Genomic DNA, 13,027 nt, shown 5'->3' on the forward strand with positions numbered 1-13,027 from the left:
AGAAGTGGGCCGGAAGTGACGGGAGTTCACGTCCCCCTTCGCGTCGAATGTCCGGGTTTGGGGAAAGTGTGGGATGAGTCTCAGAAGCCCTGATCGTCTTTGAAATTCCGGGAATCGCGTGTCTACGGTCAGGACCGCTCGCAAGCAGCGGGCCCCGAGGCCGCCACGCCGAATCCTGCCGGTGGTCGTACGGGAACGGTCGTCGCGTCAAGCGCCGTAGGCAGGAGCGGGGGACCCAAGGTAAGCGCCGGTGACGGAGGTTGAGGCGACTCGACCGCACGGACCCGGCTTGGGGTGAAGCCATGACGTACGGGATGAAAACCCCCGTACGGGACATGGCCGGGCAACTCAACCGGCCCGAACCCGACAGCTCACCTCGTAGGCGTCGGTGAGGGGATCTCCACATGCTGTTCTCCGGCAAGGGCAAGCACCGCCGTCCGTCCAAGGCCACCCGTGTCATCGCGCTCGCCGGTGTCACCGGCGCCGCTGTCGCCGCCCCGTTCGTCGCGGCCGGCAACGCCTCCGCCGCCACCGCGTCCGAGTGGGACGCCGTCGCCCAGTGCGAGTCCGGCGGCAACTGGTCCATCAACACCGGGAACGGCTACTACGGCGGCCTCCAGTTCTCGGCCTCCACCTGGGCCGGATTCGGTGGCACGCAGTACGCCGCCACCGCCGACCAGGCCACCAAGGCGCAGCAGATCGAGATCGCCGAGAAGGTCCTCGCGGGCCAGGGCAAGGGCGCCTGGCCGACCTGCGGCGTGGGCCTGTCCAACACCCCCTACGGCGGCGGCTCGACCACCCCCGAGACGGCCCCCGAGACCGCTCCGGAGCCCGCCCCCGAGCCCGCTCGGCCCGAGCGCACCGAGGAGCCCAGCACCTCCCGCTCGCAGGAGCGCCCGGCCGCGTCCGACGAGACCGTCACCACCCCGACCGGCGGAACCGTCGAGAAGGGCGACGGCGAGTACGAGGTCGTCTCCGGCGACACCCTCAGCTCCATCGCCGCCGAGCACGATGTCGCGGGCGGCTGGCAGCAGCTGTTCGAGCGGAACAACGACATCGTCGACGACGCCGACCTGATCTTCCCGGGCCAGCAGCTCCACCTGAAGTAGTCCCGAGCAGCCGCAGCCGCAGCCGCCGACCGGGTCGCCCCGCAACACCTCACGGCCGACCCACAGGCGGCTCAGGCTCCCCCCACAGCCCCACCCCCCACGCTGGCGGTACGACCTCACACGGGCGCCCCCCGGCGGCACCCTCCGCCGCCCCCCGGCGGCACCCTCCGCCGGTTACGGCACCGGGGAGCCCGAGAAGAGCCCGAGAGACCCCGTGGGGCCCCCGTCCCCACGGCCCGCCCCGCCCCGGTGCGTGAATCCCCCGTACGCACCGGGGCGGGGCCCTTTCGCGCCAACCCTCCGGCCGTCGAACCCCCGTATTTGTTCCATTCGGAAACATTTTACGATCGGTTCCGTCCGAGGGGTGGGAGACCGGCTGGCCGATCCCCCCGGGACGGTTAGGCTCGTCTCGCAGAGCCGCCGCGGTCCCGCACGACCGCGTCCGGCCGCTGCGCCACCCGCGTCACATCCACGAAGGAGATGCTCGTGCCGTCCATCGACGTCGTCGTAGCCCGGGAAATCCTGGACTCCCGAGGCAACCCCACGGTCGAGGTCGAGGTCGGCCTCGACGACGGCAGCACGGGTCGTGCCGCCGTTCCCTCCGGCGCCTCCACCGGCGCCTTCGAAGCCATCGAGCTGCGCGACGGCGACCCCAACCGCTACCAGGGCAAGGGCGTCGAGAAGGCCGTCCTCGCGGTGATCGAGCAGATCGGCCCGGAGCTGGTCGGCTACGACGCCACCGAGCAGCGCCTGATCGACCAGGCGATGTTCGACCTGGACGCCACCGACAACAAGGGCTCGCTCGGCGCCAACGCCATCCTCGGCGTCTCCCTCGCCGTCGCCCACGCCGCCTCCGAGGCGTCCGACCTCCCCCTCTTCCGCTACCTGGGCGGTCCGAACGCGCATCTGCTGCCGGTCCCGATGATGAACATCCTGAACGGCGGGTCGCACGCCGACTCGAACGTGGACATCCAGGAGTTCATGATCGCCCCGATCGGCGCCGAGTCCTTCTCCGAGGCGCTGCGCTGGGGCACCGAGGTCTACCACACCCTCAAGAAGGTGCTGAAGACCAAGGGCCTGTCCACCGGCCTCGGCGACGAGGGCGGCTTCGCCCCGAACCTCGGCTCCAACCGCGAGGCCCTCGACCTCATCCTCGAAGCGGTCAAGCAGGCCGGGTACGTCCCCGGCGAGCAGATCGCCCTCGCGCTCGACGTGGCCGCCTCCGAGTTCTACAAGGACGGCAAGTACCTCTTCGAGGGCAAGGAGCGCTCCGCCGCCGAGATGACGGAGTACTACGAGGAGCTGGCCGCCGCCTACCCGCTGGTCTCCATCGAGGACCCGCTGTTCGAGGACGACTGGGCGGGCTGGCAGGTGCTGACCGAGCGCCTCGGCGACAAGGTCCAGATCGTCGGCGACGACCTCTTCGTCACCAACCCGGAGCGCCTCGCCCGCGGTATCGAGGAGGGCGCCGCCAACGCGCTGCTCGTCAAGGTCAACCAGATCGGTTCGCTGACCGAGACCCTGGACGCCGTCGAGCTGGCCCAGCGCAACGGCTTCAAGTGCATGATGTCCCACCGCTCCGGCGAGACCGAGGACGTCACCATCGCCGACCTCGCCGTCGCCACCAACTGCGGCCAGATCAAGACCGGCGCCCCGGCCCGCTCCGAGCGCGTCGCCAAGTACAACCAGCTGCTGCGCATCGAGGAGATCCTCGACGACGCCGCGGTGTACGCCGGCCGCAGCGCCTTCCCCCGCTTCAAGGGCTGAACCGGCGGAACCCGAGCCCCGCAGCAAGCGTCGTCCGTACGTCCCCGTACCCGGTCCCGTACCGTGTGCGGGGACGTACGCGCGTGTGAACGGGAGGCGGGGGCATGGCCCTGAAGGAACGGGACCGGTTCTCCACGGCCACCAGGCTGCGGCTGCTCGGCGAGCAGACCGCCGAGCGGGTCTACCGCTCGCAGACCCGCCGCCAGGCCCGCCGCTCCCGGCTCACCGGCCGCGCCGCGCTGCTGGCCCTGGTCCTGTGCTCCCTGATCGTCGCCCTCGCCTACCCGATAAGGCAGTACGTCGCCCAGCGCGCCGAGATCGCCGACCTGGAGCGCGAGCGGCAGCAGGCGCAGGAACGGGTCGAGGAACTCCGCGACGAGAAGGCACGTTGGCAGGACGACGCCTACGCCGAGCAGCAGATCCGTGAGCGGCTGCACTACGTGCTGCCGGGCGAGACCGGCTACATCGTGATCGACCCGGACGCCGCCCGCCAGTCCCGCGCCGACACGGGCGCCGCGGACCGGCCCTGGTACGCGAACGTCTGGGACGGCGTCGACAAGTCCGACGCCGCCGACGGCTGACCGCGCCCGGCCTCCGGCCTCCGGCCACGCCCCCGGGACCACCCCGGGCCCCCACCCCTACGACCGACCTGACCGACAGAAAGACATCATGCAGACGCCCCCGCCGCCCACCCCGCGCACCGAACCCACCGACGCCGATGTGGCCGCCTTCCAGCAGCAGCTCGGCCGTCCCCCGCGCGGACTGCGCGCCATCGCGCACCGGTGCCCCTGCGGGCAGCCCGACGTCGTGGAGACCGCGCCCCGGCTCCCCGACGGCACGCCCTTCCCGACGCTGTACTACCTGACGTGCCCCAAGGCCGCCTCCGCCATCGGCACGCTGGAGGCGGAGGGGGTCATGAAGGACATGACGGCCCGCCTGGAGAGCGACCCGGAGCTGGCCGCCGCGTACCGCGCCGCGCACGAGGACTACATCCGGCGGCGGGACGAGATCGAGGAGCTGACCGGCTTCCCCAGCGCGGGCGGGATGCCGGACCGGGTGAAGTGCCTGCACGTCCTCGTGGCGCACAGCCTGGCCGCCGGGCCGGGAGTGAACCCGCTCGGCGACGAGGCGCTGGAGATGCTCCCGGAGTGGTGGCGCAAGGGGGCGTGTGTCGTCCCCGGCGACCGCGCTGCCGCGCCGTCCCCGTCCCCGTGACCGTCGGCCACCATCGCGGGGGCTCCGCCCCCGCACCCCCCTCGGCCTGAACGGCCTCGTCCTCAATCGCCGGACGGGCTGAGGGGCCCCACCCGCCGCCCGGCTGAGAGGCCCCCACCCCACCGCCCGGCTGAGGGCCCCACCCCCGCCCGGCTGAGCGGCCCCCACTCGCCAGACGGGCCAAGGGCCCCCCACTACCGGACAGACCGACACGCCCTCCACCCGCCGGACAGACCGAGAGCCCGAGCCCCGCCGAACAGCCCACCCCGCCCCCACCCGCCGGACGGGCCGAAAGGCCCCCCACCCCGCCGCACGGCTGAGGGTCCCACCCCCGCCCGGCTGAGCAGCCCCACTCGCCAGACGGGCCAAGAGGCCCCCCACCTACCGGACAGACCGGCACGCCCCACCCCCCGAACAGCCCACCCCGCCCCCACCCGCCGCACGGGCCCAAACGCCCCCACCCCCGAAGGACACCCCCTATGCCCCGCGTCGCCGCCATCGACTGCGGTACGAACTCCATCCGCCTCCTCGTCGCCGACGTCGACCCCGCGACCGGTGAACTCACCGACCTGGACCGCCGTATGACGATCGTGCGGCTCGGGCAGGGCGTCGACCGGACCGGGCGGCTGGCGCCCGAGGCGCTGGCGCGGACCTTCGCGGCCTGCCGCGAGTACGCCGCCCTGATCAAGGAGCACGGCGCCGAGCGGCTCCGGTTCGTCGCGACCTCCGCCTCCCGCGACGCCGAGAACCGGGACGACTTCGTGCGCGGGGTGCTGGACATCCTGGGCGTGGAGCCCGAGGTGATCTCCGGCGACCAGGAGGCCGAGCTGTCCTTCACCGGCGCCACCAAGGAACTGACCGCCGGCGATGGCCTCACCCACCCCTTCCTCGTCGTGGACATCGGCGGCGGTTCGACCGAGTTCGTGGTCGGCGGGGACCGTGTCGACGCCGCCCGCTCGGTGGACGTCGGCTGTGTGCGGATGACCGAGCGGCACCTGGTCGTGGACGGGGCCGTCACCGACCCGCCCACCGCGGCGCAGATCGCCGCCATGAAGGCCGACATCGAGGCCGCCCTCGACCTCGCGGAGCGCGCCGTGCCGCTGCGCGAGGCCCGGACCCTGGTCGGCCTGGCCGGTTCGGTGACGACGGTGTCCGCCATCGCCCAGGATCTGCCCGCCTACGACTCCGACGCCATCCACCACTCCCGTGTCCCGCACGCCCGGGTCCGGGAGATCACCGAGTGGCTGCTGCGCTCCACGCACGCCGAGCGGGCCGCCGTCCCCTCCATGCACCCGGGGCGGGTCGATGTGATCGCCGCGGGGGCGCTCGTGCTGCTCTCGATCATGGACCGGACCGGCGCGGAGGAGGTCGTGGTGAGCGAGCACGACATCCTGGACGGCATCGCCTGGTCCCTCGCCTGAGCGACTCCACCGGCCGTATGAGCGCAGTTCCGGGCCCCTCCGAGGGCTCCGCGGGACCCCCCGCCGGAAAACTTCGTGAAGTTCTTCACAAGGATTTCGGCCCTGTCGGGGGACCAACCGGCCCCCCTGCGCCCGTCCGGGGGTCGATGGGGGGTGCGGGGGTGCCCGGGGGAGTGTTACCGGGGGGTTTCAGGGGCCCGTCGACGGCAGTGGTCCAACGGATTCCGCAGGGGCGGACCGGCAGCTCACGCGGCATTGACAACGGGTCGGAGGGGGCCCCGGTTCCCTTTCCACGCCATGATGTGGATCACGCGGGCCGCGCAGTGTAGCAGAGGGTGCACCGAAGCTTGTGAAGGGGCGCACGAGGTACCCCCCCGACCCAGGTGGATACTCAATGGCATGAGCACCACGGAGCGTCCCAGGATCCTCGTAGTAGGCGGTGGGTACGTCGGCCTGTACGCGGCTCGGCGCATCCTGAAGAAGATGCGCTACGGCGAGGCGACCGTCACGGTCGTCGACCCCCGGTCGTACATGACCTACCAGCCCTTCCTCCCCGAAACCGCCGCCGGCAACATCTCCCCGCGCCATGTCGTCGTCCCGCTGCGACGTGTGCTGCCCAAGGCGGAGGTGCTCACCGGCCGGGTCACCACCATCGACCAGGACCGCAAGGTCGCCACGATCGCGCCCCTGGTCGGTGAGTCGTACGAGCTTCCCTTCGACTACCTCGTGATCGCGCTCGGCGCGGTCTCCCGGACCTTCCCGATCCCCGGCCTCGCCGAGCAGGGCATCGGTATGAAGGGCATCGAGGAGGCCATCGGCCTGCGCAACCACGTGCTGGAGCAGCTGGACAAGGCCGACTCCACCACCGACGAGGAGATCCGCCGCACGGCGCTCACCTTCGTCTTCGTCGGCGGCGGCTTCGCGGGCGCGGAGACCATCGGCGAGGTCGAGGACATGGCCCGGGACGCGGCCAAGTACTACACCAGCGTCAGCCGCGAGGACATGCGCTTCATCCTCGTCGACGCCGCCGACAAGATCCTGCCCGAGGTCGGCCCCAAGCTCGGCCAGTACGGCAAGGAGCACCTGGAGAGCCGGGGCGTCGAGATCTATCTCTCCACCTCCCTGGACTCCTGCGTCGACGGGCATGTGGTGCTCAAGAACGGGCTGGAGGTCGACTCCAGCACGATCGTCTGGACGGCCGGCGTCAAGCCCAACCCGGCGCTCGCCCGCTACGGTCTGCCGCTCGGCCCGCGCGGCCATGTCGACACCGCCCCCACCCTCCAGGTGCAGGGCACCGACTACATCTGGGCCGCCGGCGACAACGCCCAGGTCCCCGACCTCGCCGCCCGCAAGGCCGGCAACCCCAACGCCTGGACGCCGCCCAACGCGCAGCACGCGCTGCGCCAGGCCAAGGTGCTCGGCGACAACGTGATCTCCGGTATGCGGGGCTTCCCGCAGAAGGAGTACAGCCACGCCAACAAGGGCGCGGTCGCGGGCCTCGGTCTGCACAAGGGCGTCGCGATGATCGTCGTCGGCAAGATGAAGATCAAGGTCAAGGGCCGGCTCGCCTGGTACATGCACCGTGGCTACCACGGCATGGCCATGCCGACCTGGAACCGGAAGATCCGGGTCTTCGCCGACTGGACCCTCGGGATGTTCCTCAAGCGCGAGGTGGTCTCCCTCGGCGCCATGGAGAACCCCCGCGAGGAGTTCTACGAGGCCGCCAAGCCCGCCCCCGCCCCGGTCGCCAAGACCGAGGAACCGGCCAAGGCGTCCTGACCGTCTGATCGCCCGCCCGTCCGGCACACCTTCCGAAGGGGCCGTCCGCCATCCGTGGTGCGGACGGCCCCTTCGGCGTGCCCGGCCCCGGCCGGGCCGGGCCGATCTGACGGATCAGCAGGCAAATGGTGCGGAGTACAGGTGTTTTGCCCAGTCGTAACGCGCGTTGGGGACTGCGCGGGCGCCCGCCAGGTGTTTACGTGGAGGAAGTCATCCGCGATCACTTGTCACGGAGGTGCGCCATGGCCCACGCCGCGCCGCGGCTGAGGGGACTGCTCGAACAGATGCTCGCAGCACCGCTTCCGGTGCGGATCCGCGCCTGGGACGGTTCGGAGGACGGCCCGCCGGACGCGCCGGTCCTGGTCGTCCGCGACCGCCGGGCCCTGCGCAGGCTGCTGTGGAAGCCGGGGGAACTGGGCCTGGCCCGCGCCTGGGTCTCCGGCGACCTGACCGTCGAGGGCGATCTGTACCGGGCACTGGAACTGCTGGCCGGACAGCTCTGGGAACGCAGCGAGGACGACCGTACGCTCGGCCAGGCACTGCGCGACCCCGAGGTGCGCGCGGCCGTCCGCGGACTGCTCCGCCTCGCCGGACCCGCGCTGCCGCCCCCACCGCCCCCCGAGGAGATCCGCAGACCCCGCCATCTGCACACCAGACGCACCGACCGCCGCGCGATCAGCCACCACTACGACGTCGGCAACGACTTCTACGAGATCGTCCTCGGCCCGTCGATGGTCTACTCCTGCGCCTACTGGGAGGACGGCGGCACACTGGAGGGCGCCCAGCGCGACAAGCTCGAACTCATCTGCGAGAAGCTCGCCCTGAAGCCGGGCCAACGGCTGCTGGACGTGGGCTGCGGCTGGGGCTCGATGGTGCTGCACGCCGCCCGCGAGCACGGGGTCAGCGCCGTCGGCGTCACCCTCTCCCAGGAACAGGCCGCCTACGCCCGCAAGCGGATCGCCGACGAGGGACTCACCGACCAGGTCGAGATCCGCGTCCAGGACTACCGGGACGTCCGGGACGGCCCCTACGACGCCATCTCCTCCATCGGCATGGCCGAGCACGTCGGCGCCGAACGCTACCGGGACTACGCCGCCGATCTGTACGGCCTGCTGCGCCCCGGCGGCCGGCTGCTCAACCACCAGATCGCCCGCCGCCCCCGGCGCGACGAGTCCGCCTACGAGGTGAACGACTTCATCGACGCCTATGTGTTCCCGGACGGCGAGCTGGCCCCCGTCGGCACCACCGTCACCCAGTTGGAGCGGGCCGGGTTCGAGGTGCGGGACGTGGAGTCGCTGCGCGAGCACTACGCGCTCACCCTGCGCCGCTGGGTCGCCAATCTGGAGGCCGGCTGGGACCGCGCGGTCGAACTCACCAGCCCAGGCCGGGCCCGGGTCTGGCGCCTCTACATGGCCGCCTCGGCGCTGTCCTTCGAACGCAACCGGATCGGCGTCAACCAGATCCTGGCCGTGAAGACCCCGGCACCCGGCCCCGCGGGCCTGCCCCTGCGCGCCCGCGCCTGGCACGGCTGACCGCGGCGCACAGCGGACGACGGAAAGGCCCCGTCCCTCCCCGGTCACGGTCACCGGGGAGGGACGGGGCCTTCGGCATCACCGGGCCGCCCCCTGGCCCGGCCTGCTCCGCCTGCTCCGGCCTATTCGGCCTTGATGGCGGACAGCATGTTCAGCCTCGCCGCCCGGCGGGCCGGCCACAGCGCGGCCAGCACCCCGACCAGGTCCGCCAGCAGCAGGAACAGCGCCATCCGGCCCCACGGCAGGACCAGCTCGTAGGTCGACATCTGGGAGCCGACCAACTGCCCGGCCGCCCAGCCGAAGAAGACGCCGAGGCCGATCCCGAGGACCCCGCCGAACATGCAGATCACCAGGGACTCCAGCCGCACCATCCGCTTGATGCCCCGGCGGTCCAGGCCGATCGCCCGGAGCATGCCGATCTCCTGCGAGCGCTCGAAGACCGACATGGCCAGGGTGTTGATCACCCCGAGGACGGCCACGATCACCGCCATGGCGAGCAGCGCGTACAGCATGTTGAGCATGAGGGTGAACATGCTGGCGATCTCGTTGGACAGATCCTGCTTGTCCTGGACCTGGATGGCCGGGTTGGCGCCGAGGGCCTCCTCCAGCCGGTCCTTGGTGGCGTCCGAGACCCCGCCGTCCGCGGCGACCATGACCAGCATGTCGTCCGGCTCGCTCTGGTGCGGGGCGAGGGTCCCGGCGTCCAGCATGATCCCGTTGAACATCTCGTTCGCCTCGTACACCCCGGAGACGGTGAGCCGCTCGCTCTCCCCGTCCTCGAAGTGGGCGGTGAACGTCGAGCCGGGCTGCCAGCCGTACCGCTCGGCGGTGTCGGTGTCGACGACGGCGTCCGTGCCGCCGATGGTGAAGGAGCCGCTGTCCAGCGGGAAGTCGGTCAGCTCGCCGAAGGTGCGGCCGTCGACACCGGTGAGGTACTCGGTCTCGCCGTCGATGCGCGAGGGGGCGTTGCGCATCGGGCTGGTGGCGGTGACGCCCTCGGTGTCGCGCAGGGTGCGCTCGACATCCGGGGAGAGCGCGTTGCCGTTGGCCATGGAGACGACGTAGTCGGCGCGGATCGCCTCGCCCGCCATCTTGTCGATGGACTTCTGGAGGCTGCCCGCCATCACCGTCATGCCGGTGATGAGGGTGAGGCCGATCATCAGTGCGGAGGCGGTGGCGGCGGTGCGGCGCGGGTTGCGCACCGAGTTCTGCCGGGCCAGCTTGCCCGCCACCCCGAAGACCCGCAGCAGCGGGGCCGCCGCCGCGATCAGCGGCCGGGACAGCAGCGGGGTCAGGATGAACACCCCGATGATCAGCAGGGCGGCGCCCAGCCCCATCGGCAGCTGCCCGTCCGAGCCCTCCATCCCGGTCGCGGCCAGGATGACGGCCACTCCGGCACCGGCGAACAGCGCGCCGATCGTGTTCCGCACCACCAGCGACTTGGTGCTCGCCTGGGCGTGCACGCTGCTCATCGCGGCGACCGGCGGGATCTTCGCGGCCCGGCGGCCCGGCAGCCAGGCGGCCAGCATGGTGATCACGACGCCGACCCCGAGGGCGACCAGGACCGTGCCGGGCGAGACCACCAGCGGGCCGTCCGGGACGGTGACGTCCAGCGAGCCCATCAGGGCGCGCAGCCCGGCGCCGATGCCGATGCCCGCGACCAGACCGGCGATCCCGGCGACCGTGCCGACCACGAACGCCTCGATCAGCACCGAGCGGGTGACCTGGCGGCGCGAGGCACCGACCGCGCGCATCAGGGCCAGTTCCTTGGTGCGCTGGGCGACCAGCATGGTGAAGGTGTTGGCGATGATGAAGGTGCCGACGAACAGCGCGATCCCGGCGAACGCCAGCATGCCCTGCTGGAGACCGCTCATCGAGGTCTCGATGTTCCTGGCCTGGTCGTCCGCGAGCTGCGTACCGGTCTTGGTGTCGACCACGTCCCCGGGCAGCGCCTCGTCCAGCGCGCTCTTCAGCGCGGCCTGGCCGACTCCCGGCTCGGCGGTGACATCGATCTCGTCGTAGGTGCCCTCCTTCCCGAACAGCGACTGGGCGGTGGCGGTGTCGAAGAGGGCGAGGCTGCCACCGGCGGCGACATTGCCGTCGTCGGTGGTGAAGATGCCGGTGATGGCCGGCTCCAGGACCGGGCCGTCGATGGACATCCGGATGGTGTCGCCGACCTCGTAGCCGGCCCGCTTCGCGGTCTCGGAGTCGATCAATATCTCGTCGGGTCCGCTCGGCACACTGCCGCTGACCAGCGGATACCGGGGGTCGTCGGTGCCCCAGTAGTTCCCGCCCTGCGACTGGAAGCCGCCGCCGATCAGCTTGCCGTCCTTGTCGGCGAGGGCGGTGAAGCCGGTGACGACACCGGTCGCGGAGGCGGCGCCCGGCACCTGCCCGGCGTCCTTGAGGAGGGCCTCGGTCAGCTCGGGCGTCGAGCCGACCCGGTCGCCCTCGGCCTCGCGGCTGTCGGGGGTCACGGCGACGTCGACCTGGTCGAAGCCCTTGGAGGAGCTGTTCTGGAGGGCGTCGGAGAGGGTGTTGGTGAAGACCAGGGTCCCCGAGACGAAGGCCACGCCGAGCATCACGGCGAGGACGGTCATCAGGAGCCGGGCCTTGTGCGCGGTCACATTGCGCAAGGCGGTGCGGAACATGGCTGTCTCAGTCCAGTGGGTACGGTCGGTACGGTCCGATGGGGGTGAGGGGTGACCCTGCGGTCAGCTGGTGCGGCCCTTGGCGTCGAACTGCTTCATCCGGTCCAGCACCAGGTCCGCCGTCGGCCCGTACAGCTCGTCCACGATCCGGCCGTCGGCCAGGAAGATCACCCGGTCCGCGTACGCCGCCGCCACCGGGTCATGGGTCACCATCACCACGGTCTGGCCCAGCTCGCGCACCGAGTTGCGCAGAAAGCCCAGCACCTCGGCGCCGGAGCGGGAGTCCAGGTTCCCGGTGGGCTCGTCGCCGAAGATGATCTCGGGGCGGGAGGCCAGGGCGCGGGCCACGGCGACGCGCTGCTGCTGGCCGCCGGAGAGCTGGGAGGGGCGGTGGCCGAGGCGCCCGGACAGCCCGATCATCTGGATCACCCGGTCGAGCCACTGCTTGTCGGGCTTGCGGCCGGCGATGTCCATCGGCAGCGTGATGTTCTCCAGCGCGGTCAGCGTCGGCAGCAGGTTGAACGCCTGGAAGATGAAGCCGATCTTGTCCCGGCGCAACTTGGTGAGCTGCTTGTCCTTGAGCGAGCCCAGCTCGGTCTCACCGATCCGCGCGGACCCGGACGAGAAGGTGTCCAGCCCGGCGACACAGTGCATCAGGGTCGACTTGCCGGAGCCGGAGGGGCCCATGATCGCGGTGTACTCGGCCTGCCGGAACTCGACGGAGACCCGGTCCAGGGCGACCACCTGGGTCTCGCCCTGTCCGTAGATCTTCGACAGCTCCGTGGCGCGGGCCGCCGCGGTCGTGGGCCGGGCGATGGGGGTCGTGGTCACGGGAGGGTGCTCCTGTCGGGAGGTCGGGACGCTGTTCGAGGACAGGTCCATCGTCCCGAGCACAAAGGGGCCTGGAGTCAGCCGCTGCTCCCGTTCCATGGCCCGCCTCCGGTCGCACCGCGGCCCGCCGTGTCATACCTCGGGATGAGGGGCGCCCCCGACTCGGAGCAGTGCGCCGGAGCCTTGGCCGGGCCGGGCGCGCGCCGTCCGCGCGGGGCGTGCCGTGATCACCGGGATGGGGAGCGCGCGCCGTCCGCGCGGAGCACGGGGGCACTCGCGGTACCGGGAGCGCTCACGGCGACGGCCGGGAACGCATCCACGCGCACGGTGAAATTCCGTCATTCCGCATACGCGGTCCGTGATCGCGCGACAGGCTGGTGGCAAGTGCTGATGGCCTATTTTGCGGTCTGATGCTCCCTCAGACGTCAATAAAATAAGACAACATCGGTCCTCCCGTCCGCTGTTCGGGGGACGTACCCCGATAGGCTCGGAGCCTCGATGCGGAGCCCACGGCCTGCCCGGATGGTGGAATGCAGACACGGCGAGCTTAAACCTCGCTGCCCCTCGCGGGCGTACCGGTTCAAGTCCGGTTCCGGGCACCACTCTGCCTACGGCGTCTGACCAGCGAAAACGGCTGACGGGCGCCGTCAGTCTTTGGTGCCGTCCGGCGCATGGCTGACGCTCCGTCCAACTGATGTGCTGTCACATCATGCGCGCAACTC

9 protein-coding genes, 1 tRNA gene and 1 riboswitch are annotated in these 13,027 nt (G+C 71.4%); of the genes, 8 read left to right on the top strand and 2 right to left on the bottom strand.

Annotated features, from left to right (window positions below; translation table 11 throughout):
* The first annotated feature begins 202 nt into the window (after window positions 1–202).
* Window positions 203–400: riboswitch (cyclic di-AMP (ydaO/yuaA leader) on the top strand.
* A 4-nt stretch (window positions 401–404) separates the two neighbouring features.
* From ABZX40_RS19650 to ABZX40_RS19680, 7 genes are all read left to right on the top strand, one after another.
* Window positions 405–1,109: a transglycosylase family protein gene (locus ABZX40_RS19650; protein ID WP_355739518.1), complete on the top strand. Its 705-nt coding sequence runs from the start codon at window positions 405–407 to the stop codon at window positions 1,107–1,109.
* Between the two features lie 480 nt (window positions 1,110–1,589).
* A complete protein-coding gene (gene eno / locus ABZX40_RS19655; protein ID WP_355739515.1) occupies window positions 1,590–2,876 on the top strand; it encodes a phosphopyruvate hydratase in 1,287 nt (428 codons plus the stop codon).
* Window positions 2,877–2,980: 104 nt separating this feature from the next.
* Window positions 2,981–3,457, top strand: coding sequence for a septum formation initiator family protein (locus tag ABZX40_RS19660; protein ID WP_355739513.1), 477 nt, complete (start codon window positions 2,981–2,983; stop codon window positions 3,455–3,457).
* Window positions 3,458–3,545: 88 nt separating this feature from the next.
* Window positions 3,546–4,091, top strand: a complete 546-nt coding sequence (locus ABZX40_RS19665; RefSeq protein ID WP_355739510.1) for a DUF501 domain-containing protein — start codon at window positions 3,546–3,548, stop codon at window positions 4,089–4,091.
* A 479-nt stretch (window positions 4,092–4,570) separates the two neighbouring features.
* A complete protein-coding gene (locus ABZX40_RS19670; RefSeq protein ID WP_355739508.1) occupies window positions 4,571–5,512 on the top strand; it encodes a Ppx/GppA phosphatase family protein in 942 nt (313 codons plus the stop codon).
* 399 nt (window positions 5,513–5,911) lie between these two features.
* Window positions 5,912–7,291, top strand: a complete 1,380-nt coding sequence (locus tag ABZX40_RS19675) for an NAD(P)/FAD-dependent oxidoreductase (protein ID WP_355739505.1) — start codon at window positions 5,912–5,914, stop codon at window positions 7,289–7,291.
* 242 nt (window positions 7,292–7,533) lie between these two features.
* Window positions 7,534–8,823, top strand: a complete 1,290-nt coding sequence (locus ABZX40_RS19680) for a cyclopropane-fatty-acyl-phospholipid synthase family protein (RefSeq protein ID WP_355739502.1) — start codon at window positions 7,534–7,536, stop codon at window positions 8,821–8,823.
* Window positions 8,824–8,945: 122 nt separating this feature from the next.
* Here ABZX40_RS19680 and ABZX40_RS19685 read toward each other — a convergent pair whose 3' ends face one another.
* Both ABZX40_RS19685 and ABZX40_RS19690 read right to left on the bottom strand, forming a co-directional pair.
* A complete protein-coding gene (locus ABZX40_RS19685) occupies window positions 8,946–11,474 on the bottom strand; it encodes an ABC transporter permease (protein WP_355739499.1) in 2,529 nt (842 codons plus the stop codon).
* A gap of 63 nt (window positions 11,475–11,537) precedes the next feature.
* Window positions 11,538–12,305, bottom strand: a complete 768-nt coding sequence (locus ABZX40_RS19690; protein ID WP_355739496.1) for an ABC transporter ATP-binding protein — start codon at window positions 12,303–12,305, stop codon at window positions 11,538–11,540.
* Between the two features lie 516 nt (window positions 12,306–12,821).
* Between ABZX40_RS19690 and ABZX40_RS19695 the strand changes: the two genes are divergently transcribed.
* Window positions 12,822–12,907 (top strand) — tRNA-Leu (locus ABZX40_RS19695).
* Window positions 12,908–13,027 lie beyond the last annotated feature (120 nt).

Source organism: Streptomyces sp. NPDC004610, from assembly GCF_040609715.1.
Lineage (GTDB): Bacteria > Actinomycetota > Actinomycetes > Streptomycetales > Streptomycetaceae > Streptomyces.